This is a genomic window from Brevundimonas subvibrioides ATCC 15264 (genome assembly GCF_000144605.1).
Lineage (GTDB): Bacteria > Pseudomonadota > Alphaproteobacteria > Caulobacterales > Caulobacteraceae > Brevundimonas > Brevundimonas subvibrioides.
Genome location: NC_014375.1, coordinates 344,953 through 367,033 on the forward strand (window position 1 = coordinate 344,953; position 22,081 = coordinate 367,033).

23 protein-coding genes are annotated in these 22,081 nt (G+C 68.8%); 12 read left to right on the forward strand and 11 right to left on the reverse strand.

Annotation, left to right across the window (positions count from 1 at the left end; translation table 11 throughout):
* Window positions 1–38: 38 nt before the first annotated feature.
* Complete coding sequence (gene timA / locus BRESU_RS01785; RefSeq protein WP_013267773.1) at window positions 39–683, reverse strand: TIM44-related membrane protein TimA; 645 nt, start codon at window positions 681–683, stop codon at window positions 39–41.
* A gap of 217 nt (window positions 684–900) precedes the next feature.
* Between timA and secB the strand changes: the two genes are divergently transcribed.
* Window positions 901–1,398, forward strand: coding sequence for a protein-export chaperone SecB (gene secB / locus BRESU_RS01790; protein ID WP_013267774.1), 498 nt, complete (start codon window positions 901–903; stop codon window positions 1,396–1,398).
* On the opposite strand, the gene dnaQ is transcribed toward secB, so the two are convergent.
* From dnaQ to BRESU_RS01815, 5 genes are read right to left on the reverse strand one after another with little or no spacing between them, the layout of a single operon-like run.
* Window positions 1,377–2,120 carry a DNA polymerase III subunit epsilon gene (gene dnaQ, locus BRESU_RS01795; protein WP_013267775.1) on the reverse strand — a complete coding sequence of 248 codons (744 nt, stop codon included), beginning with the start codon at window positions 2,118–2,120 and terminating at the stop codon, window positions 1,377–1,379. The genes secB and dnaQ overlap by 22 nt on opposite strands.
* Before the next feature lie 3 nt (window positions 2,121–2,123).
* Window positions 2,124–2,768 (reverse strand): dephospho-CoA kinase, encoded by a 645-nt coding sequence (gene coaE / locus BRESU_RS01800; RefSeq protein ID WP_013267776.1) that lies wholly within the window; start codon window positions 2,766–2,768, stop codon window positions 2,124–2,126.
* On the reverse strand, window positions 2,765–3,610 hold the full coding sequence (locus tag BRESU_RS01805) for a shikimate dehydrogenase family protein (protein ID WP_013267777.1): 846 nt from the start codon (window positions 3,608–3,610) through the stop codon (window positions 2,765–2,767). The genes coaE and BRESU_RS01805 overlap by 4 nt, the downstream gene beginning before the upstream one ends.
* Window positions 3,607–4,215, reverse strand: a complete 609-nt coding sequence (locus BRESU_RS01810; protein ID WP_013267778.1) for a Maf family protein — start codon at window positions 4,213–4,215, stop codon at window positions 3,607–3,609. Before BRESU_RS01810 ends, BRESU_RS01805 begins: the two co-directional genes overlap by 4 nt.
* A complete protein-coding gene (locus BRESU_RS01815; RefSeq protein ID WP_013267779.1) occupies window positions 4,212–5,081 on the reverse strand; it encodes a pyruvate, water dikinase regulatory protein in 870 nt (289 codons plus the stop codon). Before BRESU_RS01815 ends, BRESU_RS01810 begins: the two co-directional genes overlap by 4 nt.
* A gap of 506 nt (window positions 5,082–5,587) precedes the next feature.
* Here BRESU_RS01815 and hemE point away from each other — a divergent pair.
* The 4 genes from hemE to rho all read left to right on the forward strand — a co-directional run bounded on the left by hemE (window position 5,588) and on the right by rho (window position 9,875).
* Window positions 5,588–6,625 (forward strand): uroporphyrinogen decarboxylase, encoded by a 1,038-nt coding sequence (hemE, locus tag BRESU_RS01820; protein WP_041761207.1) that lies wholly within the window; start codon window positions 5,588–5,590, stop codon window positions 6,623–6,625.
* Window positions 6,622–7,701 carry a ferrochelatase gene (hemH, locus tag BRESU_RS01825; protein ID WP_013267781.1) on the forward strand — a complete coding sequence of 360 codons (1,080 nt, stop codon included), beginning with the start codon at window positions 6,622–6,624 and terminating at the stop codon, window positions 7,699–7,701. Before hemE ends, hemH begins: the two co-directional genes overlap by 4 nt.
* A gap of 9 nt (window positions 7,702–7,710) precedes the next feature.
* A complete protein-coding gene (locus BRESU_RS01830) occupies window positions 7,711–8,175 on the forward strand; it encodes a CopD family protein (RefSeq protein WP_013267782.1) in 465 nt (154 codons plus the stop codon).
* A 251-nt stretch (window positions 8,176–8,426) separates the two neighbouring features.
* Window positions 8,427–9,875, forward strand: coding sequence for a transcription termination factor Rho (rho, locus tag BRESU_RS01835; protein WP_013267783.1), 1,449 nt, complete (start codon window positions 8,427–8,429; stop codon window positions 9,873–9,875).
* 41 nt (window positions 9,876–9,916) lie between these two features.
* Here rho and BRESU_RS01840 read toward each other — a convergent pair whose 3' ends face one another.
* Entirely contained in the window at window positions 9,917–10,888 is a 972-nt protein-coding gene (locus tag BRESU_RS01840) for a quinone oxidoreductase family protein (protein WP_041761871.1), read from the reverse strand.
* A gap of 73 nt (window positions 10,889–10,961) precedes the next feature.
* On the opposite strand from BRESU_RS01840, the gene BRESU_RS01845 reads away from it, so the two are divergent.
* From BRESU_RS01845 to BRESU_RS01875, 7 genes are all read left to right on the forward strand, one after another.
* The gene (locus BRESU_RS01845) at window positions 10,962–11,198 is read left to right on the forward strand and encodes a DUF6489 family protein (RefSeq protein WP_013267785.1); all 237 of its coding nucleotides are present in this window, start codon (window positions 10,962–10,964) and stop codon (window positions 11,196–11,198) included.
* Window positions 11,199–11,204: 6 nt separating this feature from the next.
* Window positions 11,205–12,506, forward strand: a complete 1,302-nt coding sequence (mnmE, locus tag BRESU_RS01850; protein WP_013267786.1) for a tRNA uridine-5-carboxymethylaminomethyl(34) synthesis GTPase MnmE — start codon at window positions 11,205–11,207, stop codon at window positions 12,504–12,506.
* Window positions 12,507–12,641: 135 nt separating this feature from the next.
* Window positions 12,642–14,507, forward strand: a complete 1,866-nt coding sequence (gene mnmG / locus BRESU_RS01855) for a tRNA uridine-5-carboxymethylaminomethyl(34) synthesis enzyme MnmG (protein WP_041761874.1) — start codon at window positions 12,642–12,644, stop codon at window positions 14,505–14,507.
* Entirely contained in the window at window positions 14,507–15,121 is a 615-nt protein-coding gene (gene rsmG / locus BRESU_RS01860) for a 16S rRNA (guanine(527)-N(7))-methyltransferase RsmG (RefSeq protein ID WP_013267788.1), read from the forward strand. The genes mnmG and rsmG overlap by 1 nt, the downstream gene beginning before the upstream one ends.
* Window positions 15,114–15,935 carry a ParA family protein gene (locus BRESU_RS01865; RefSeq protein ID WP_013267789.1) on the forward strand — a complete coding sequence of 274 codons (822 nt, stop codon included), beginning with the start codon at window positions 15,114–15,116 and terminating at the stop codon, window positions 15,933–15,935. Before rsmG ends, BRESU_RS01865 begins: the two co-directional genes overlap by 8 nt.
* Window positions 15,936–15,956: 21 nt before the next feature.
* Window positions 15,957–16,853 (forward strand): ParB/RepB/Spo0J family partition protein, encoded by an 897-nt coding sequence (locus tag BRESU_RS01870; RefSeq protein WP_050762445.1) that lies wholly within the window; start codon window positions 15,957–15,959, stop codon window positions 16,851–16,853.
* A gap of 26 nt (window positions 16,854–16,879) precedes the next feature.
* Entirely contained in the window at window positions 16,880–17,062 is a 183-nt protein-coding gene (locus tag BRESU_RS01875; RefSeq protein WP_013267791.1) for a hypothetical protein, read from the forward strand.
* A 19-nt stretch (window positions 17,063–17,081) separates the two neighbouring features.
* Here BRESU_RS01875 and holA read toward each other — a convergent pair whose 3' ends face one another.
* From holA to BRESU_RS01895, 4 genes are all read right to left on the reverse strand, one after another.
* The gene (holA, locus tag BRESU_RS01880) at window positions 17,082–18,134 is read right to left on the reverse strand and encodes a DNA polymerase III subunit delta (protein WP_013267792.1); all 1,053 of its coding nucleotides are present in this window, start codon (window positions 18,132–18,134) and stop codon (window positions 17,082–17,084) included.
* Between the two features lie 10 nt (window positions 18,135–18,144).
* Window positions 18,145–18,645 carry an LPS assembly lipoprotein LptE gene (gene lptE, locus BRESU_RS01885; protein ID WP_013267793.1) on the reverse strand — a complete coding sequence of 167 codons (501 nt, stop codon included), beginning with the start codon at window positions 18,643–18,645 and terminating at the stop codon, window positions 18,145–18,147.
* Window positions 18,642–21,239 (reverse strand): leucine--tRNA ligase, encoded by a 2,598-nt coding sequence (leuS, locus tag BRESU_RS01890; RefSeq protein ID WP_013267794.1) that lies wholly within the window; start codon window positions 21,237–21,239, stop codon window positions 18,642–18,644. Before leuS ends, lptE begins: the two co-directional genes overlap by 4 nt.
* A gap of 195 nt (window positions 21,240–21,434) precedes the next feature.
* Window positions 21,435–21,887: a DUF3576 domain-containing protein gene (locus tag BRESU_RS01895; protein ID WP_013267795.1), complete on the reverse strand. Its 453-nt coding sequence runs from the start codon at window positions 21,885–21,887 to the stop codon at window positions 21,435–21,437.
* Window positions 21,888–22,081: the final 194 nt, after the last annotated feature.

Genomic DNA, 22,081 nt, shown 5'->3' on the forward strand with positions numbered 1-22,081 from the left:
GCCCGGACCTGGGGTCAAATCCCACGGCGCGGTCGGCCCTAGGCGTTGGCGGGTTCGACCCGGGCCAGGACCCAGTTCGGGTCGGAGGCCCCCAGCGAGCGCTCGAAGGTCCAGTGCTCGGCGGTCCGGCGCTCCTCGATCCGGGGCTCGGCGGGCGCGCCCGGGGTGGCCTCGTCGGCCGGCGGCATGATCTTCGAGCGAAGTTCGGCCAGGAACCGCACCTTGGCCACGGCGCGATCACCCTCGGCCGAGGCCAGTTCGAGGTCGGCGCGGGGCGGATGCAGGAACTCGACCTGTTCGGTCTCGCCCCGCGTCTCGCGCGCCGCGATGCCGGTCTCGAACGAGTCCAGCACGGCGGGGGTCAGCAGGGGCTTTAGCGCCGCGCGGTCGCCGGCGGCATAGCCCCGGACGATCGTCTCATAGGCCTGACGCGCGCCGTCGATGAATTTGGCGGGGTCGAAAGCCGGGTCGCGGGCCCGCAGCGAGGCGGCGGCGGCCAGAAGCGTGGCGTCCACGCCCGGCGTGCGCAGGGGCGCATCGGGTCCGGTGGCCGGGAGCGCCGGCGGGGCCTTGGCGTCGTCCTGCGGCTGACGGCCGACCTTCTTGCCCAGGACGTTGTAGAGCTGGAACAGCACGAAGGCCGCGATCACGGCGAAGATGACGATCAGAAACTGAGAGGGCACGGTCTATCCCGGGTTTTCGAGGCGCGCTTCCGGCGGAAAGCGAACGGCGTCGGCTGGACGATTACGGACCTATATAGGCGGGCGCAAGGCAGGGCGCACCCGGACGCATCACCACAGCCCGTGCAACGGCGGATCCGTCGCCGACGTTGCAGCCCGGTGACGCGGATGCTAGTCGCCCGGCCTTCCATTCCTTCGTCCGATCACGGCTATCCCGAACATGACCGATGTCGCCCCGACCGAGCCGAACGGCTCCGCCCCCACCGGCCAGCCGCCGGTTCCGGGTTTCCGCATCCTGGCGCAGTATGTGCGCGACCTGTCGTTCGAGAACCCCAAGGCTCCGGATTCCCTGCGCATCGAGGGTCGTCCCTCGATCGACATGGGCGTTGAGCTGAACGCCCAGGGCCGTCCCGACGGTCTGTTCGAGGTCGACATCAAGCTGTCGATCAAGGCCTCGACCGAGGCCCTGGCGGTGTTTCACGTCGAGCTGCTGTACGGCGGCCTGTTCCAGCTTTCGGGCGTGGCCGAAAAGGACATCGAGCCCCTGCTGCTGATCGAATGCCCGCGCTACCTGTTCCCCTATGCCCGTGAGATCATCGGCCGGGCGACGGCGGACGGCGGCTTCTATCCGCCGTTCATGCTCGACCCGATCGACTTCGCCGGCATCTATGCGGCCCGGATGCAGCAGCAGAACGGTCAGCCCTCGGGCGCGGCCTGACCCTGGGTGGCGGCCTCGGCGACGAGGCCGTAGCCTTCCCATAGCGACAGATCCTTGAGCGTTGCGGCCAGGAAGGCGGCATGGGCCTCGCCTTCCGAGGCATGCAGTCGAGGCGCGAGCGGCCGGGGCCGGAGGCCATACCCGCCTGCGGCGGCATGGGCGGCCGCGGCCACGCTTTCGCGGCGACTGGACAGGTCCAGCACCCGCTCCTTGCCGCCCTTGAGCTCCAGATAGACCTCGGCCAGCAGCCGGGCGTCGATCAGGGCGCCGTGCAGGGTCCGGTCGACCAGGCTGATCTTGTAGCGCTTGCACAGGGCGTCCAGCGAGTTGGCCATGCCGGGAAACCGCTTCTGGGCCAGCTGGAGCGTGTCGATCCAGCGGGTTTCGTGAAGCAGCGGATGGCCGCAGCGGCCGCATTCATGGTCGATGAAGTTGCGGTCGAACTGGGCGTTGTGGGCGATCACGGGGGCGTCGCCGATGAAGTCCATCAGGTCGACGACGATCTGGGCGAACTTAGGGGCGTCCTTGACCTTGTCGTCGGTGATGCCGTGGACGCGGATCGCGTCGGCGGGGATCAGCCGCTCCGGGTTCACGAACCGGTGAAACGTCCGGCCCGTCGGCAGCAGATCCAGGATCTCGATACAGCCGACCTCGATCAGCCGGTCGCCGGTTCGGGGGTCGAAGCCGGTGGTTTCGGTGTCGAGAACGATTTCGCGGGCCATGGCCTATGTGTGGGGTGTTTCGCTGGCGGGTGAAAGTGTCCGCGCCGGTCGTTTCCAGTCCGGCGACAGAACCATCCCCACGATTTCGGCGACGCGCGCGCGGGTCGCCTCCAGGCTTTCGCCCGTGTCGACGACGAAGTCGGCGCGGCGGCGCTTTTCCGCATCCGGAACCTGTCGGGCGCGAATGGCCTCGAAGCGCTCCGGCGTCATGCCGGGTCGGGCCAGGACGCGGGCGCGTTGGACCGCCTCAGGTGCCGATACCACCACGACGGCATCGACCGCCCGGTCGCCGCCGGTCTCGAACAGCAAGGGAATGTCCAGCACGGCCAGCGGCGTGCCGGCCGCGCGCGCCGCCTCCAGATCGGCCAGCCGTCCGGCGCCGACCAGGGGATGGACGATCGATTCCAGCCGCCGGAAGGCCGTGTCGTCCCGCCCGAGGGCCTCGGCCAGGCGCGTCCGGTCGACGGCTCCGTCGACCACGACGCCGGGAAAGGCCGCCCCGACCGGCTCCACCGCCGCCCCGCCCCGGGCATAAAGGGCATGGACCGCATCGTCGGCGTTCCAGACCAGCGCCCCGTGATCGGCGAACATGGCCGTGGTGGTCGACTTGCCCATGCCGATCGATCCGGTCAGGCCCAGCACGATCACGCCGTCTCTCCCAGATGCGCCAGCAACAGGGGCCGAAGGTCGAGATCGGGGGGCTCCACGCCGAAGATCGCCCGGAACGACGGCCCGGCCTGGCCGATCAGCATGGCCAGGCCATCGACCGTGGTCAGGCCCGCGGCCTGTGCTGCCTGCAGGAAGGCCGTGCGCACCGGCCGATAGGTCATGTCCATCACCACCGTCGCCGGATCGAGGGTCGCCGGATCGAGCTCCGGCCGGACACTCAGGGCATTGACCACCAGCGCGGCCCCCGTGAACGCCGTGGCCGTGTCGCCGACCTCGACCGATCCGCCCAGGTCCGCGGCGAGCGCCTCGGCCCGCTCGCGCGTGCGGTTGACGATCCGGACGGTCGCCCCCGCCCCGCTCAGGGCCGCCACCGCTGCCCGGGCGGCCCCGCCGGCCCCCAGCATGACCACGATCGATCCCCGCAACGAAAGCCCGGGGGCCTGCTGCGCCAGGGCCCGCAGGAGGCCTTCGCCATCCGAGCTGTCGGCGAGGACCTGTCCGGCCCGGAAGACCAGGATATTGGCCGATCCGCCGGCGCGCGCCGTCTCCGACACCGTGTCCGCGCTGGCGAAGGCCTGTTCCTTAAAGGGCGCGGTGACATTCACCCCCGCCAGCAGACCTGCGCGACCGAAGGCGACCAGGGCGTCGAAACCGGCGGGGTCCCGGGGCGCGAACGCCGCGTAGGTCGCGTCCAGTCCGGCCGCGTCGAGCCAGGCGTTGTGGATGACGGGACTGAGCGAATGGGCGACGGGATTGCCGACGATGCCGCCGACCCGCGCGGCCCCGGTCAGGCGGGAGCCCGTCACGGACCGGGGGCTCATGTCGCGATCACCCCGGCGCGGCGCAGTTCGTCCAGGACCGGCCACAGCGGCATGCCCAGGACGGTGAAATAGTCGCCGTCGACCCGGTCGAACAGCTGCGATCCCATGCCCTCGAGCCGGTAGCACCCGACCGAGCCCAGCAGGGCCTCGCCCTCGGCCGCCAGATACTCGTCAAGGAAGCCATCCGAGAAAGACCGCATCGTCATCCGGGCCGTATGCACGCCGGACCAGACCACCGCCCCATCCCGCGCGAGGGCCGCCGCCGAATTGAGATGGTGGGTCTTGCCCCGCATCGTCTTCAGGCGGGCGCGCGCCGCGTCGAGGTCCGGGGCCTTGGAGACCATCGTGCCTTCCAGATCCAGGGTCTGGTCCGATCCCAGCACCCAGACCTCCGGATCATGGCGCGAGACCGCCAGCGCCTTGGCCCGCGCCAGCTCCAGTGCCAGATCGGCGGGATCGATGCCGGCCAGGGACGCCTTGATGGCGTCCTCGTCGACGCCGGCATCGACCGCGGTGAAGGGCACGCCGGCGCCGGTCAGCATGGCCCGGCGGGCGGCGCTGCGCGAGGCCAGGACCAGCCGTTCGGGGGACGAAGTCCCCGTCACCAGGACACCCCGACGGTCTTGGTGCGGCGTTCGTTCAGCAGGTTCAGGATGGCGGCGGCCGTCTCCTCCACCGACCGGCGGGTCACATCGATCGTCGGCCAGCCGCGTCGCTCGAAGGCCCGCTTGGCCTTGATCGTCTCGTCGCGCACCGCGTCGGGCTCGACATAGGACGAGGTATGGGTGGCATTCAGCCCGTCCAGCCGGTTCCGGCGGATCTGGATCAGACGGTCGGGCGAGACGGTCAGACCCACCACGAGCGGGTTCTTCAGGCCGACCAGACGTTCCCCGTCCTCCTGACCCGGCACCAGGGGGACATTGGCGGCCCGGACGCCCCGATGGGCCAGATAGATGCAGGTCGGGGTCTTGGATGTGCGGCTGACGCCCACGAGCACCACATCGGCGCCTTCCAGCTGTTCGGCCGAACCCTGACCGTCGTCGTGCGCCATGGCGTAGTCGAGCGCCGCCATCCGGTTGAAATAGTCATGGTCGAGCGCGTGCTGGGCCCCCACCCGCGTCGACAGGGCGGCGCCCAGATAGCGGGACAGGGCGCCGACGAGCGGGTCCAGGGCCCCGATATGGGGAATGTCCAGGGCGCGGCAGCCCGCCTCCAGCTGGGCCCTCAGGTCGCGATCCACGATGGTGTGCAGGACCACGCCGGGGGCGGTGGCGATTTCGTCCAGCACACGGTCCATCTGCCGGTCGGATCGCACCAGAGCATAGATGTGTTCGATGGGGATGACCCCGTCGAACCGCGCGGTCACGGCCTTGGCCATGGCGTTCAGCGTCTCTCCGGTCGAGTCCGACACGAGATGGACGTGGAAATAGGTCGCCAGCCGCGAGCCTCCCGCGGAACGGACCGGGCTCACGCCGGTCTCCGGCGCGGGATAACGAAGATCGAGAGCAGGCGAATGGCGCGGATTCCTGTGGAACGGTCGGGGCGCCACGCGGTCCGGCCACGGGCATGGATGTCTATAGCGCGGCACCACGAGGTCTGCGAGCCGGGACAAGACGGGACCAACACCGGGTTTCGCGGCCGATCATCCCGAGGCAAGCGCCGGCGGGCGAAACGCCTGGGGAAATCCTTAACGAAACGTAAACGGCACACATCGATCGACCGCGCTCCAGCCCGGCCCGGGGCCCGGCGGGTTAAGGATTGATTAAGGATTATCCCCGGTTTCCACCGGCTTTCATCCGTGGCTTCGGCCGCCGGACTGCCGGGGTGGAAAAGCGAGGCCGGAACGCCGGAACCCGGCGCTTTGTCCCCGCCGTCCCGCCTCCTGCTGTCTTCCTCCATTCCTTTTATGATTCTCATTGGAATAAGGAGGAGGGCGTGGGCTTGAGGGGATGCGCGAGCCTGCGTAAAGCCAAGGTCATGAGCATCACGCCGTCACTGATCCGTGTCCTGCAGGGCGAGACCCTGGAGCGTCCTCCCGTCTGGTTCATGCGCCAGGCCGGTCGGTATCTGCCCGAGTACCGGGCCTTGCGCGCCGAGGCCCCCGACTTCATCGCCTTCTGCCTGAATCCGGAGATGGCGGCCGAGGCGACCCTGCAACCCATGCGCCGGTTCGGCTTCGATGCGGCGATCGTTTTCGCCGACATCCTGCTGATCCCGCAGGCCCTGGGGCAGGACGTCTGGTTCGAAACCGGCGAGGGACCCCGTCTGGGCTTGATGCCGAGCGTCGGCCGGATGCAGGAGCTCGCCGAAGGCGCGGGGCAATACCTGCATCAGGTCGGCCAGACCCTCAGCCTCGTGCGCAGCCAGCTGGAGCCGGAACGGGCCCTGATCGGCTTCGCGGGCGCGCCCTGGACCGTGGCCACCTACATGCTGGACGGCCACCACAACACGATCGGCAAGGGCGAACGCGCCACGGCCCGCTCCTATGCCTATGCCGAACCTGAAAAGGTCGATGAGGTGCTGGCGGTTCTGGTCGAGGCCACCGCCCGCTATCTGAAGATGCAGGCCGATGCCGGGGCCGACGCCCTGAAGATCTTCGAGAGCTGGGCCGAGGGCCTGCCGGACGACCTTTTCGAGCGACTGGTGCTCAAACCCCATCAGGCCCTGGTCCGCCGGGTGCGCGAGCTCGGGGTCACCGTCCCGTTGATCGGCTTCCCGCGCGGGTCGGCGCTCCATGCCGACCGCTATGCCCGCGAGGTCGATGTCCAGGGCGTGGCGCTGGATACGGCGTGTTCGCTGGAACGCGGAAAACTGGTCCAGGCGATCAAGCCGATCCAGGGAGCCCTCGATCCGCTGCTGCTCCGGGTCGGCGGTGCGGCGCTGGACCGCAGGGTGGATCAGCTTGTGGAAGCCTGGGGTTCCGGCCCATGGATCTTCAACCTGGGCCACGGCATCCTGCCGGACGTGCCGATCGCTCACGTCGAGCAGGTTCTGAAGCGGATCGGCGCGCAGTGAACGCAAGCCCGGGGAGCCAGCGGTCGGGTCGTCGTATCGCCGTCGTGCTCTTCAATCTGGGGGGGCCGGACGATGCGGCCACCGTCAAGCCGTTCCTGTTCAACCTGTTCAACGATCCGGCCATCATCGGCCTGCCGGGCCTGTTCCGCACGCCGCTGGCGAAGCTGATCTCGTCGCGGCGCGAGGCCAGCGCCCAGGCCAACTATGCGATGATGGACTCCAACGGGGGCTCGCCGCTGAAGGGCGAGACCCAGGCCCAGATGGACGCCCTGGACGCGGCCCTGTCGGTCCGCCTGCCCGGTGACGAGGTCCGCAGCTTCATGGCCATGCGCTACTGGCACCCCCTGACCGAGGAGGCCGCCGTGGAGGTGGCCGCCTGGGGGCCGGACGAGATCGTGCTGCTGCCGCTCTATCCGCAGTTTTCCACGACCACGACCCGGTCTTCGCTGAAAGCCTGGAACGCGGCCTATGCCGGATCGGGCCGGACGCGGACGATCTGCTGCTATCCGCGCGCCGAGGGCTGGATCGCGGCCCAGGCCGAAGGCATCCGGCTGAAGCTGGCCGAGGCCGAGCGTGATCATCCGGGCCGGCCGGTCCGCGTCCTGTTCTCCGCCCACGGGATCCCGGAGAAGCTGGTCGAGAAGGACGGCGATCCCTATCAGGAACAGGTCGAGGCGACCGTGGCGGCCGTGGCCGAGGCGGCCGGGCTGACGGATTGGCTGCTGTGCTACCAGAGCCGGGTCGGGCCGCTGAAATGGCTGGGACCCTCGACGCCCGAGGCCATTCGTGCGGCCGGAGCCGAGGGCATCGGGCTGGTCGTCACCCCCATCGCCTTCGTCTCCGAACACATCGAGACCCTGGTCGAGCTGGATATTGAATACGGCGAACTGGCGCACGAGGCCGGGGTTCACCCCTATCTGCGTGTGCCCGCCGTCGGGGTCAGTCCCCTGTTCATCGACGGCCTCGCCGATGCGGTGAACGACAGCCTGGGTCGCACAGGGATCGCGCCGGCGGGTCCCGGGTGCCAGGGCCGCTGGAAGGCCTGCCCCTGTCAGGCGCAAAAGCAGGCCGCTTAGGAGTTCGGGATGAACCTTTACGATCTCGCCCGTGGCCTGCACATCCTGGCCGTCATCGCCTGGATGGCGGGCCTGCTGTTCCTGCCCCGGCTCTATGCCTATGACGCCGAACAGGCGGACAAGCCGGAACCGCTGAACACGGAGATGCGGACCCTGCTGCGGCTGTGGCAGGGCCGGATGCTGAAGATCATCCTTCATCCGGCCATGGGTCTGTCCCTGATCTTCGGCCTGTGGCTGATCCACCTGGACGTCCAGGCCCGCGGCGCGGCCTTCCTGGCCGAGCCCTGGATGGTGGCCAAGCTGATCGGGGTCGTCCTCCTGCTGGGCTGGCATTTCTATCTGGTGGCGGAGCGCAAGAAGATCCTGGCCGGAACGTCGGTCCGGACCTCGAAATTCTGGCGCATGACCAATGAGGTGCCGTTCGTCCTGGCCATCGTCATGGTGCTGTCGGTCACCACGGAGTGGACCTTCTAGACGGCTGCCAACGCGTCGCTCGCGCGGCGACACGGGTCGAGCGCGGTTGACCCCCGGGGGTGTTTCGTGGTTTCGCTGGTGGCGAGGCGTCGTCCGCGGCGCTGCCCTTCTCTTCGCGCCGACCGATCGCTGGCAGATGCCGCCCTTGGACCCGACGCTCCCCCTCCGGCCGACAGGCCACACCCTTCCAATCGTCCCCGCCTGACGTCATCCGACGCCGGGTCGAGACGGCGTGAATCCCGAGTTCCGACATGACCGACGTGCGCGATACCCCGAACGACAGCCCCGAAGCCGAGGCGCTCGACACCCTGACGCCCGAAGCGACCGAGGACGCGGCTCCGGCCGACACCTCCCAGGCCGATGGGGCCAATGACGCCGACGTCGCGGCCGACATCGGCGACGACGCCGAGGACGAAGGCGAATCCGTCGTCCCGTCCGGCCGGATCACGCTGCAGGAGCTGAACGACAAGTCGCCGGTCGAGCTGGTGGCCTTCGCCGAGCAGCTGGACATCGAGAACGCCTCCAACCTGCGCAAGCAGGACCTTCTGTTCGCCATCCTGAAGACCCTGGCCGACGAAGAGGTCGAGATCATCGCCTCCGGCACGCTGGAGATGCTGCCCGACGGCTTCGGCTTCCTGCGCTCGCCCGACGCGAATTATCTTCCGGGTCCGGACGATGTCTATGTGTCGCCGTCCCAGATCCGCCGCTTCGGCCTGCGCTCGGGCGACACCGTCCACGGCGCGGTGCGGGGCCCGCGCGAGGGCGAACGCTACTTCGCCCTGCTGAAGGTCGACACCATCAATTTCGAGGACCCCGAGACGGTCCGCACCAAGGTCAATTTCGACAACCTCACGCCGCTCTATCCCAATGAGCGCCTGATCATGGAAATCCAGGATCCGACGCTGCGGGATCGGTCGGGCCGGGTCATCGACATCGTCGCCCCGCTCGGCAAGGGCCAGCGCTGCCTGATCGTGGCCCCGCCGCGGGTCGGCAAGACGGTGATGCTGCAGAACATCGCCAAGTCGATCGAGGCCAACCACCCGGAAGTTGCCCTGATCGTCCTGCTGATCGACGAGCGGCCGGAAGAAGTCACCGACATGCAGCGCACCGTGAAGGGCGAGGTCGTAGCCTCCACCTTCGACGAGCCCGCGACCCGTCACGTGGCCGTCGCCGAGATGGTCATCGAGAAGGCCAAGCGCCTGGTCGAGCACAAGCGCGACGTGGTCATCCTGCTGGACTCGGTCACCCGCCTCGGCCGCGCCTACAACGCCACGGTGCCGTCCTCGGGCAAGGTCCTGACGGGCGGCGTCGACGCCAACGCCCTGCAGCGGCCCAAGCGGTTCTTCGGCGCGGCGCGGAACGTGGAGGAGGGCGGCAGCCTGACCATCATCGCCACCGCCCTGATCGACACGGGCTCGCGGATGGACGAGGTGATCTTCGAGGAGTTCAAGGGCACCGGCAACTCGGAAATCGTGCTGGACCGCAAGGTCGCCGACAAGCGCATCTTCCCGGCCATCGACGTGCTGAAGTCGGGCACCCGCAAGGAAGAGCTGATCACGCCGAAGGACCAGCTGACCAAGACCTATGTCCTGCGCCGCATCCTGAACCCCATGGGTCCGCAGGACGCGATCGAGTTCCTGCTCGACAAGCTGCGCCAGTCCAAGAACAACGCCGACTTCTTCCAGTCGATGAACACGTAATGCCGTCTCCTCCCTGTCGCACGGCGATGGGGAGGACACGGTCACGGGATCAGCAGCGTCGAACCTGTCGTCTGTCGCCCGGCAAGGGCCTCGTGGGCCTCGCGGACGCGGTCGAGCGGAAACGTCTGGCCGATCTCGACCTTGATCGCCCCCGACTGGATCAGCGCAAACAGGGCACCGGCGCTGTCGTCCAGCTCTTCCGTAGTGGCGACATAGTCGAACAGGGTCGGTCGCGTCAGGAACAGCGAGCCGCCGCGTGACAGTCGCAGCGGCTCGACGGGCGGAACGGGCCCGGACGCATTGCCGAAGCTGACGAGCATTCCCCGGCGTCGCAGGCTGGCGAGCGACGCGTCGAGTGTATCCTTGCCCACCGAGTCGTAAACGACGGCGCACCCGTCGCCGTGGGTTATCGCCTTGACCCGGTCCACGATGTCCTCGCGCCGGTAGAGGATGACATGATCGCAGCCATGCGCGCGGGCCAGGTCGGCCTTGTGCTCATCGCCCACAGTACCGATCACGGTCACGCCCAGGGTCTGGAGCCACTGGCACAGGATGAGGCCCACGCCACCCGCAGCGGCGTGGACGAGGACGGCATCCCCCTGTTTCACGTGAAACACGCGCCGCGCCAGGAACTCGGCCGTCATCCCCTTGAGCATCACGGCCGCGGCCGTCGTCAGCGGAATGGCGGCGGGGACCCGAACCGCCCGGCCGGCGTCGACCACGTGAGCCTCGGCATAGGCCCCAACGTCGCCGGTGCCGTAGGCGGCGCGATCGCCCACGCTGAAGCGGGTCACGCCCTCGCCGATCGCTTCGACGATCCCGGCGCCCTCCCGTCCCAGGCCACTGGGATAGCTCAGGGGATACAGGCCCGTGCGTTGGTAGATGTCGATGAAATTCAGGCCGACGGCCTCATGACGGATCAGGACGTGTCCCGGACCGGGCGTGGGCACCTCGACCGCGACGACCTCCATGACCTCGGGACCCCCCGCCTTGCTCAACCGGATGGCGCGCATCGTGTGGGTCATGAGGGTTCCTTTGGCCGACCGGATCGGCCTATGACGGGCGCTCAAACGTTGGAGCGCCATGATGAAAGTCAAGATCGAGGCCGAGTGCACACCGGAGGAAGCTCGAGCCTTTCTGGGCCTTCCGGACGTCACGGTCCTGAACGAGCATCTGGTCAATGAGATGAAGACGCGGATGGATGCCAACATCACCGCCATGCAGCCGGAAGAGCTGATGAAGACCTGGACCAGCTTCGGCCTGCAGGCCCAGGATCAATTCCGCCAGATGATGTCGGTCGTCACCCAGGCCCCGAAGGCCTGACCGACGGTGACTGATACCATCTTCGCGCTGGCGACCCCGGCCGGCCGGGGCGCGATCGCCATTCTGCGCCTGTCCGGTCCGGACACCGATGCGGCCCTGACGGCCCTCGGCGCCGGCACCGTCCGTGCCCGGGTCGCGTCGCTGAGAACCCTGCGTCAGGGACCAGACGTGATCGACCAGGCCCTGGTTCTGAGGTTCCCCGGACCGGGAAGCTACACCGGCGAGGATTGCGCGGAGCTCCATCTGCATGGGGGCCGGGCGGTCGTGGAAGCGGCGAGCAGTGCGCTCATCGCGCTCGGCCTTCGTCCTGCCGATCCGGGAGAGTTCACCCGTCGCGCCTTCGAGAACGGACGGATGGACCTCGCGCAGGCCGAGGCGGTCGCGGACCTGATCGACGCCGAGACCCGGGCCCAGGCCGGTCAGGCGCTGGGGCAGCTCGAGGGCGCCCTGTCCCAGACCTATGCGGGGTTCCGCCGCGATCTTCTGAAGGCCCTGGCCCTTGTCGAGGCGGAGATCGACTTTCCCGACGAGGAACTGCCGGACCATCTGGCGCAGACGGCCGGTCCGGTGCTCGACGGCCTGAGCGAGGCGCTGAACGCTGCCCTGGCGGATGCCGACCGCGGGCGACGGGTCCGGGAAGGCTATCGCATCGTCCTGATCGGCGAGACCAATGCGGGCAAGTCGGCGCTGTTCAACGCCCTGGTGGCGCGCGAGGCCGCGATCGTCACGCCGATCGCCGGAACGACGCGGGATGTGCTGGACGCCGATCTGATCATGGGCGGCTATGCCGTGACGCTGTCGGACACGGCCGGGCTGCGGGACAGCGCCGATCCGGTGGAGGCTGAGGGCGTCCGTCGGGCACGGGCGAGGGCCCAAGCCGCCGATCTCCGCCTCTGGGTGCGCGCTCCCGGGGATCCCGAAGGTGATGCCGCGATGTTCACGACCCCACAGGATCTCGTGGTCTGGACCAAGGCCGATCTCGGCGCGCGGGACCCTGCGGCCGGCGGGCTCGTCGTCAGCGCGACGACCGGCGAAGGGATGTCCGACCTGCGGGCCGCGATCGAGGCGCGCCTGATCCGGGATCTGGCGGGGGCCGATTTTCCGGCGGTCACCCGAGAGCGACATCGACGACGGCTGGTCGAGGCGCTCGCGTCGGTCGAGGCCGGCAGGGCCCGACTTGGCAGTGCGCCGGAGCTCGCCGGCGAGGACCTGCGCCGTGCGGCCGATGCGCTCGGCCGGGTGACGGGGGCGATCGGGGTCGAGGATATTCTCGGCGAGGTGTTCTCGACCTTCTGCATCGGCAAATAGGCCTGGTCGGCGGCCGGCTGTTTCACGTGAAACATTGGGGTTAAAGGCCGCCCGGCGACGGAGGGTGGGCGGCTCATGCGATCTCTCGCCGGAGGTGGAGTGGCATTCGGGGCCGGTTTCGCCTATGTCCCCGCCATGCCTTCCCCTCACTCCTTCGACGTCATCGTCATCGGCGGCGGCCACGCCGGCTGCGAGGCCGCGGCCGCGTCCGCCCGGACCGGTGCGCGGACCCTGCTCCTGACCCAGAAGCTCGAGACCGTCGGCGAGATGAGCTGCAACCCGGCGATCGGCGGCCTGGGCAAGGGCCATCTGGTGCGCGAGATCGATGCGCTCGACGGGCTGATGGGCCGGCTGGCCGATGTGTCGGGCATCCAGTTCCGGATGCTGAACCGGTCGAAGGGCGCGGCGGTCAGGGGACCGCGCAGCCAGATCGACCGGCGCCTGTACCGCGAGGCCATGCAGGCCGAACTGGCGGGCACCCCGAACCTGACCCTGATGGCGGGGACCGCCGAGGCGTTGATGCTGAACGGCGACCGCGTCGTCGGCGTCACGACGGGGGAGGGCCTCGACCTCCGGGCCGGGGCGGTCGTCCTGACGACCGGCACATTCCTGAACGGGGTCATCCATCAGGGCGACGTCCGGACGCCGGCGGGCCGCCACGGGGAAGCGCCCTCGACGGGTCTCGCCCGGGATCTGTATGGCGCGGGGCTGAAGATGGGCCGGCTGAAGACCGGCACGCCCGCGCGCCTGGACGGGCGCACCATCGGCTGGGACCGTCTGGAAATGCAGGCGGCCGATGCCGAGCCGGTGCCGTTCAGCTTTCTGACCGATCGGATCTCGGTGCCCCAGATCGCCTGCGGCATCACCCAGACCACGGAACAGACCCACGCGATCATCGCCGCCAATCTCGGGGAGAGCGCTGTCTACGGCGGCCACCTGACGGGTCGCGGGCCCCGCTACTGCCCCTCGATCGAGGACAAGGTCGTGCGGTTCGCCGACAAGACCTCGCACCAGGTCTTCCTCGAACCCGAGGGACTGGACGACCCGACCGTCTATCCCAACGGCATCTCGACCTCGGTCTCGCCCGAAACCCAGATGGCCTTCCTGCGCACCATGCCGGGGCTGGAAGCGGTCGAGGTGTTCCGCTTCGGCTATGCCATCGAGTATGACTATGTCGATCCGCGCGAGCTGACCTCGGCGCTGGAGGTCAAGCGCCGGCCGGGTCTCTATCTGGCCGGACAGATCAACGGTACGACCGGGTATGAGGAAGCGGGCGCTCAAGGGTTGATCGCCGGGTTGAACGCCGCCCGCGCCGCCGCGGGATCCCCGGAAATCGTGCTGGGGCGGGACCAGGCCTATATCGGCGTGATGATCGACGATCTGGTCACGCGCGGTGTGACCGAGCCCTACCGGATGTTCACCAGCCGCGCCGAGTACAGGTTGACGCTGCGTGCCGACAACGCGGATCAACGGTTGACCCCCGTCGGGATCGGCGCCGGGATCGTGTGTGGAGCTCGTCGGGCGGCCTTCGAAGCGAAGGCCGACACGCTTGCGGAGGCCACCGCTCTGGTGCGCGATACGCGCTTCACCCCGAACGAGGCGCAGGCGCTCGGCATCGCGGTCAATGCGGACGGCCAGCGCCGCTCGATGCGCGATCTCCTGGCCTATCCGGGGGTCGACCTGACACAGTTCGAAACGGCCTGGCCGATTATCGGGTCATGGCCGGTCGCGATCCGCGAACAGGTGGAGATCGACGCGGGCTACGCCGGTTATCTGGATCGCCAGACCGCCGAGGCCGAGGCCCTGCGCCGGGAGGAGGCGCTGACGCTTCCGGCCAGTCTGGACTATGCGGCGATCGGCGGCCTGTCGAACGAAGTGCGCGAGAAGCTGTCGCTGGTTCAGCCCCGGACCCTGGGGCAGGCCGGGCGGATCGAGGGCGTGACGCCGGGGGCCCTGACGGCTCTCCTGTCTCACGTGAAACGCACATCGGTCGCCGCCTGATGACCGCGGACGAGTTTCGGGCCCTGACCGGGGCCTGGCCCGAGCGGATGGCCGACCTCGAACGGTTTCGCGTCATGCTGACCGAGGCCAATGCCGTGATGAACCTGGTGGGTCCGGACAGCCTGCCCGATTTCTGGAGCCGGCACGCCTGGGACTCGGCCCAGCTGGTCGATCTGGCGGGTTTCGGAAAGACCTGGGCGGACCTGGGCGCGGGTGCCGGGTTTCCGGGCGTCGTGCTGGCGATCCTGGCCAAGGGTCGCCCGGGCTCGCATGTCTGGCTGATCGATTCCCTGCAGAAGCGCTGCCGGTTTCTGCAGACGATCGTCGATGAACTCGAACTTCCCGCAACCGTGGTGTGGGGCCGCGCCGAGGAGCAGGCGCTCAAGGTCGACATCGTGACGGCCCGGGCGGTCGCCCCGATGGACAAGCTTCTGGGTTATGCACAGCCCTATCTGTCGCGCGGTGCACAAGGGCTGTTTCTCAAGGGAGAGAAGGCAGAGCTTGAGTTGCAGGAGGCGGCAAAGGTCTGGCAAGTGGACGCCGATCTCACCGTCTCGCGCAGCGACCCGCGCGGGCGCATCGTGACCGTCCGGAGCGCCAAACGCCGTGGCTAGCAAGACCAAGACCGCCCGCGTCCTCGCCGTCTCGAACCAGAAGGGCGGGGTGGGCAAGACCACGACCGCGATCAACCTGGGCACGGCCCTGGCCGCGATCGGGGAGAAGGTCCTGATCGTGGACATGGACCCGCAGGGCAATGCGTCCACGGGTCTGGGTGTTCCACGTGAAACACGGCGGATCACCATCTATGACGTGATCGTCGACGGTCGGTCCGTGCATGACGCCGCCGTACCGACGGCCGTTCCGGGGCTTCACATCATTCCGGCCGATGCCGACATGTCAGGGGTCGAGATCGAACTCAGCCAGGCAGACAGGCGGTCCTATCGTCTGCGTGACGCGCTGGCGCGTCAGGGCGAGGACGGTAGCGCCGGGTATGACTACGTCCTGATCGATTGCCCGCCGTCGCTGAACCTGCTCACGCTCAACGCCATGGCGGCGGCGGACGGGGTGCTGGTTCCGTTGCAGTGCGAGTTCTTCGCCCTCGAAGGGTTGACGCAGTTGATGAAGACCATCGAAATGGTCCGTCAATCGTTGAATCCGTCGCTCGAGATCCAGGGCCTGGTCCTGACGATGTACGACCGGCGCAACGCCCTGTCGGGGCAGGTGGCGGCCGACGTCCGGGCCCATTTCGGCGAGAAGGTCTACGAGGCCGTCATCCCCCGGAACGTGCGGGTGTCCGAGGCGCCCTCGTTCGGCAAGCCGGTCCTGATCTACGACCTGAAATGCACCGGCAGTCAGGCCTATCTTCGTCTCGCCAAGGAAGTCGTCGGCCGGGAGCGCCGTCGTCTGAAATCCCTGGCTGCTGCCTGATAACGAAACGGAATCAATATATTGTCTGAACGTCAAAGAGGTCTGGGTCGCGGTCTGTCGGCACTGATGGGAGAACCCGTCGCCGAAACGCCCGTGCCGGTCAGCGGCGGCCGGCCCTTGCCCGGCGGCGTGCAGATGGCCCCGATCGAAAGCCTCAAGCCCAACCCCGACCAACCCCGCAAGATCTTCGCCCAAGCCGATCTGGACGAGCTGGCGGCCTCGATCCGGGACAAGGGCGTGCTGCAGCCGATCCTCGTCCGGACCCAGCCCGGCGAGGACGGCGTCTGGCAGATCATCGCCGGCGAGCGGCGCTGGCGCGCCTCGCAGGCTGCGCGCCTGACCGAGGTGCCGATCGTCGTTCGGGAGATGGACGACATCGAGGTCTTCGAGGTCGCGATCATCGAGAACGTCCAGCGCACGGACCTCAATCCGCTGGAAGAGGCCGACGCCTATCGCCTGCTGATGGAGCGGTTCGGCCGTACGCAGGACGCGGTGGCGGGGATCGTGGGCAAGAGCCGCAGCCACGTGGCCAACACCCTGCGGCTGCTCCAGCTGCCCGAGGAGGTGCTGGACTTCGTACGCCGCGGTCTCCTCAGCGCCGGTCACGCCCGGGCCCTGATCACCGCGCCCGACCCCGGGGCCCTGGCGGCCCAGGTCGAGCGCGACGGCCTCAACGTCCGCCAGACCGAGGCCCTGGCCAGGCGAGCGGCCCAGGGACCCGCGACCGCCAGGCCCAGAGCAGGCGGCACCGGGTCGGCACCGGCTTCGCCCGACACGGCGGCGCTGGAACAGGACCTGGCCGATGCGCTCGGTCTGAAGGTGGCGCTGGCCGACCGGGGCGGGAAGGGCGAGCTGACCCTGTCCTATGCCAGCCTGGAACAGCTGGACGACCTTTGCCGCCGGTTGATGAAGGCCTGATCCGGCAAGTGTGCTAGGGTCGGCGCATGACCGACACGCCCGAAACCGCATCCGAAGCCCTGAAACGCGTCCTGGCCGCCAAGAAGGCCAACGCCAATACGCCTGCTCATGCCGGCATGTCCGGCGGCAAGTCCGAGGAACGCGCCGTCGCGGCCAAGAACGCGGCCCTGGCCAAGCCCGCCTTCCGAAAGGCGTCGAAGCGGGGCTGACGCGGGCGGGCGGTGGGCCCTACAGCCCCAGCCGCCGGGCGCGCGCCGAGATCTCCAGCAGCAGCCGTTCCGCGATCAGATGTTCGGGCAGGCCGGTCGTCTTGGTGGCGACGTCGGCGGTGTTGACGCTGTCCTGGACGACGTCGAGTTCCTCGAGCCGCCAGGCCCGGGCCTGACGCAGCATCTCGGCCTCCTGTTTCCAGAATACGCCGGCGGCCTTGGCCGCCTCCTTGGCTCCGGCTCCGGATCCCTGCAACACATTGATCCGGCGAAGTTTTCCGAGGTGGATCGAGGCTGAGCGCACCGCCATGACCGCGCTCTCGCCCTCGGCCAGGGCGCGACGGAGGCCACTCTGGGCCGGAGCCGGCCGGCCGCCGAACGCCTGAAGCGCCGCATCGGCCAGCGAGGCGTCCGCCTCCACGCCCAGATGGGCGTCCAGTTCCTCGACGTCGATCGTGCGGCCGGAGCCGGGACCGACGTAGAGCGCCAGCCGCTCGATTTCCTGGCGCATCAGGCCGCGCTCCTTGGGCAGGCGCGCGACGAAGACGGCCAGGGCGTCCGACGTCAGCCCGACCTTGTCGGCCGCCAGGGCCTCGCGCGTCATCCGGGCGATGTCGCCCGCCTCGTCCTCGTAGCAGGCGATGCCCACCGAGGCCTTGCCCGCCTCGGCGGCCTTGCGCAGGACGGAGTCGCGGCCCAGGGCACCCGCCTCGATGACCAGCATGGCGTCGGGATTGTAGCCGCCCTCGCCGTGGGTCTTGAGCGCGGCGGCCAGCATCTTGTCAATCGAGGCCTTGTCCGCCCCCAGACGGACCCGCACCAGCCGACGACCGCCGATCATGCTGAGCGCGGTCAGGGCCTCTTCCAGCCGGGCCTCGTCGCCGTCGATGTCGCTGTCGGTCAGGACCGTGACGTTGAAGGGGTCGTTCAGATCGGGCGTGATGGCCTTGCACAGGATCTCCGCCCGTTCGGCCACGCCCGACCGGTCCTTGCCGTGGATGACGGCCGCGCGGATCCCGGCGTCGGGCCGCGCCAGGAAGCGGTCCACCTCGGGCCGCTTGGCCAGGATCATGAGAGGGGGATCACTGGCCGGCCAGAGCCCGCATCAGGTCCAGACGGATCATCCGGGCCAGTTCGGCGGCGGCGCGGTCCTCGCCGTCCTGCTGGGCCGCGATGGCCGCATAGGGCTGGTCCGCCGCGGCATAGGTGGTAGTGACGGTCTGGGTCCCGGTCAGAGGCGTCCCGCCCGACGCGGGGGTCAGGGTCCAGCCTCCGCGCACCGTCAGCTCATAGCGCGTGGCGGTATCGTCGATGCGGCGGCCCAGCGGACGCCGGCTCTGCTCGACCGTGGTTTCCAGACGATAGAGGGGCGCGGTGCCCCGATCCCATCCCAGGGCGTCCTCAAGCTGTTCGCGCAGGCGATAGCCCAGACGGTCGTCCTGGGTGGTCACCGCGATACGCGACAGCGATCCGGACGCTCCCGTGTCCCCGTACAGGGGCGTGAATCCACATCCCGCCAGAAGCACGGAGACGGACAGAACAGCCGAAGCCGTCCACGCGCCGCGATGGCCGGGCCGGCTCATGCGGCGACCAGGTTGACGATGCGGTCCGGCACGACGATCACCTTGCGGATGGATTGACCCTGGCTCTCCAGATAGGCGCGAACGCCCGGATTGGCGAGCGCCTCGGCCTCGACGGCCGTGGGATCCGCGCCGCGCGGCATGGTGATCTCGCCTCGCCGCTTGCCGTTGATCTGGATAGGCAGGACGACTTCGTCATCGGCCGCCAGCGTCGGGTCGAACACGGGCCAGGGGGCATCCAGCACCATGCCGGTTTCGCCCAGACGGCTCCAGCCTTCCTCGGCCAGGTGGGGCGTGAAGGGGGCGATCAGCCGGGCCAGGGCCGACAGGGCCTCGCGTCGCGCCGACCCGGAGGCCGCGTCGTGATCGCGCAGCGTGGCGACGAAGGCATAGAGTTTGGCGATGGCGGAGTTGAAGCGGAAGCCTTCGACCCCCTCGGACACGGCCTTGATGGCCTTGTGGGTTTCCTTGAGCAGGGCGGCGTCCTGCGCGGGATCGCCCGCCGCCGAACCGTCGAAGCCGTCGAACAGGGTCCAGACGCGCTGGACGAAACGGCTGGCCCCTTCCACCCCGCCGGGGGTCCACTGGACGTCGCGCTCGGGCGGGCTGTCGGACAGGACGAACAGGCGGCCGGCGTCGACGCCGTGCGAATCCAGGATTTCCTGGGGCGCGACGACGTTCTTCCTGGACTTGGACATCTTCTCGATGTCGCCGATGACCAGGGTCTCGCCCGTGGACACCTGCCGGGCGCTGCGAACACCGGCGGTGTTCGTCAGATCGACGTCTGTCGGCTCGACCCAGGCGCCGTCGGCCCGGCGATAGGTCTCGTGGACCACCATCCCCTGTGTAAACAGGCCGGCGAACGGCTCCTTCACCGACAGCATGCCCGCGTCGGACAGGGCGCGGGTGATGAACCGGGCATAGAGCAGGTGCAGCACGGCGTGCTCGACCCCGCCGATATACTGGTCCACGGCCAGCCAGCGGTCGGCGGCGTCCTTGTTGATCGGCTCGGCCGCCGTCGGATCGGTGAAGCGGGCGAAATACCAGCTGGAATCCACGAAGGTATCCAGGGTGTCGGTCTCGCGCGTCGCATCGGCCCCGCACGACGGGCAGGCCACATGTTTCCAGGTCGGGTGGCGGTCCAGCGGATTGCCGGGGACGTCGAAGGTCACGTCGTCGGGCAGGACGACGGGCAGCTGATCGGTGGGAACCTCGACCACGCCGCAGGCAGCGCAATGGACGATCGGGATGGGGCAGCCCCAGTAGCGCTGGCGGCTCACGCCCCAGTCGCGCAGGCGGTAGATGGTCGTGCCCTTGCCGTAGTCCGAGGCCTCCAGACGGGCGATGGCCTCCGCCTTCGCCTCTTCGACCGACAGGCCGTCGAGGAAGTCGGAGTTGAAGATCCGGCCCGGCCCGACATAGGCCTCGGTGCCGATCTCGACGTCTTCGGCCCCGTCCGGCCGGACCACGGGCACGACGGGCAGGTCGTATTTGCGGGCGAAATCCAGGTCGCGCTGGTCGTGGCCGGGGCAGCCGAAGATGGCGCCCGACCCATAGGTCGACAGGACGAAGTTCGCCGCCCAGACCGGCACAGAGCGGGCGGGGTCGAAGGGGTGGCGGACGCGGATTCCCAGGTCGATGCCCAGCTTCTCCGCCTTTTCGATATCGGCTTCGCTGGTTCCGGTCTGGGCGCAGGCCTTCACGAAGTCGGCGACGTCGGGACGGTTTTCGGCGATCGCCTTGGTCAGCGGGTGGTCGGGCGCCAGGGCCAGGAAGCTGGCTCCGAACAGGGTGTCGGGCCGGGTCGTATAGACCTCGATCGGATCGCGGGCATGATTGGGCTCGCCTTCGGGCGAGGCAGGCAGGAAGGCCGGGGCCTCGGCGAAGTCCCACCAGACAGTGGCGCCCCTGGACTTGCCGATCCAGTTTTCCTGCATCAGGCGGACCTTCTCGGGCCAGCGGTCCAGGGTCTTCAGCCCCTCGATCAGGTCGTCGGCATAGTCGGTGATCCGCAGGAACCACTGGTTCAGCTTGCGCTTCTCGACCAGGGCCCCGGAGCGCCAGCCGCGTCCGTCGATCACCTGTTCGTTGGCCAGGACGGTGTTGTCGACCGGGTCCCAGTTGACCGTGCCGTCCTTGCGATAGACCAGGCCACGCCGGTACAGCTCCAGGAACCAGGCCTGCTGCTTGCCATAGTATTCGGGGTCGCAGGTTGCGAACTCCCGGCTCCAGTCCAGCGACAGACCCAGCAGTTTCAGCTGCGCGCGCATCTGGGCGATGTTGTCGTAGGTCCAGCCCTTGGGATGGATGCCCCGTTCCATGGCGGCGTTCTCGGCCGGCATGCCGAAGGCGTCCCAGCCCATGGGATGCAGGACGTCGTATCCCTGGGCGCGCTTGTGACGGGCGACCACGTCGCCCATCACATAGTTCCGGGCGTGCCCCATGTGGATGTTCCCTGAAGGATAGGGAAACATTTCAAGGACATAGTACTTTGGCCGACCGGTATCCCGGGTGACGAAGGCGTTCGCCTCCGTCCAGCGGGCCTGCTGGCGAGGTTCGGCGGTCTTGGGGTCGTAGCGGGTCGGAGAGGCGGACACGAGCAATCCTTCAAGGCGTCTCCTCCCCGTTCGACGCTTGGAGAATGGGGAGGTGGATCCGTAGCGAAGCGGAGGAGACGGAGGGGTTCTTGAAGCGGACTCGGTCGCGGGGCGTCAAGAGCCCCTCCACCACCCGCCAAGGGGCGGGCGGTTCCCCTCCCCATCGCTTCGCGACAGGGAGGAGACGCGAAGCGATCAGCCCGCGTTGGACAGGTTCAGCTGGCGCGCCTTGGTCAGGATCGCGTTTTCCAGGTCGGCTTCGGTCTGGGCGGCCACCGGCGCGCTGGTCCAGGCCCCGGCGGCGTCCTTGACTTCCTTCGTCACGGTGACGTTCAGGGCGTCGGCGCGCAGACGGGTGTCGAGGATGAAGACGGTGGCCTTGAACCGCTCGTTCGGGGTCTGGGGATTGACGTACCAGTCGTAGTTGACGACGCCGCCCCACGGGTCGGCCGTCAGCAGGGGCATGAAGCCGAGGGTGTCGAGGGTGGCGCGCCACAGGTAGCCGTTGACGCCGATCCCCTGCTGGGCATTGGCCCGGGGGGCCGGACGGTCGCCGACGAAGGGCAGGCTGCCGCAACCCGCCAGAACCAGACCGCCGAGGGCCAGGGCGGTAACCGCAACCACCGTCTTGCCGCGAACAAACGCCATTCGTCTTGTCTCCATCCCAGGATCGACCCATGGCCCCTCCGGGCTCACAGGCGCGTCGACGGCCCCGTTTCAGGGCGCGCGGCGAAGCGAGGCTCTATAACACGCTGAAAAGGGGCGATGACAAGGCAATGGCGTCGAGGAGGCCCAGACCGCGTCCGGCACCGTACGCTCGCCGCGCGGGCGAACGCCTTGTG

Bases quoted from the DNA above. Each gene is read 5' to 3' on its own strand.
- dnaQ (WP_013267775.1), bottom strand. From the start codon at position 2,120: ATGGCCCGCGAAATCGTTCTCGACACCGAAACCACCGGCTTCGACCCC.
- lptE (WP_013267793.1), bottom strand. From the start codon at position 18,645: ATGAGCCGGCCCGGCCATCGCGGCGCGTGGACGGCTTCGGCTGTTCTG.
- BRESU_RS01875 (WP_013267791.1), top strand. From the start codon at position 16,880: ATGACCGACACGCCCGAAACCGCATCCGAAGCCCTGAAACGCGTCCTG.
- BRESU_RS01840 (WP_041761871.1), bottom strand. From the start codon at position 10,888: ATGCGCGCCATCCGGTTGAGCAAGGCGGGGGGTCCCGAGGTCATGGAG.
- secB (WP_013267774.1), top strand. From the start codon at position 901: ATGACCGATGTCGCCCCGACCGAGCCGAACGGCTCCGCCCCCACCGGC.
- holA (WP_013267792.1), bottom strand. From the start codon at position 18,134: ATGATCCTGGCCAAGCGGCCCGAGGTGGACCGCTTCCTGGCGCGGCCC.
- mnmG (WP_041761874.1), top strand. From the start codon at position 12,642: ATGCCTTCCCCTCACTCCTTCGACGTCATCGTCATCGGCGGCGGCCAC.
- BRESU_RS01805 (WP_013267777.1), bottom strand. From the start codon at position 3,610: ATGAGCCCCCGGTCCGTGACGGGCTCCCGCCTGACCGGGGCCGCGCGG.
- hemE (WP_041761207.1), top strand. From the start codon at position 5,588: ATGAGCATCACGCCGTCACTGATCCGTGTCCTGCAGGGCGAGACCCTG.
- rho (WP_013267783.1), top strand. From the start codon at position 8,427: ATGACCGACGTGCGCGATACCCCGAACGACAGCCCCGAAGCCGAGGCG.
- rsmG (WP_013267788.1), top strand. From the start codon at position 14,507: ATGACCGCGGACGAGTTTCGGGCCCTGACCGGGGCCTGGCCCGAGCGG.
- BRESU_RS01845 (WP_013267785.1), top strand. From the start codon at position 10,962: ATGAAAGTCAAGATCGAGGCCGAGTGCACACCGGAGGAAGCTCGAGCC.
- BRESU_RS01830 (WP_013267782.1), top strand. From the start codon at position 7,711: ATGAACCTTTACGATCTCGCCCGTGGCCTGCACATCCTGGCCGTCATC.
- BRESU_RS01895 (WP_013267795.1), bottom strand. From the start codon at position 21,887: ATGGCGTTTGTTCGCGGCAAGACGGTGGTTGCGGTTACCGCCCTGGCC.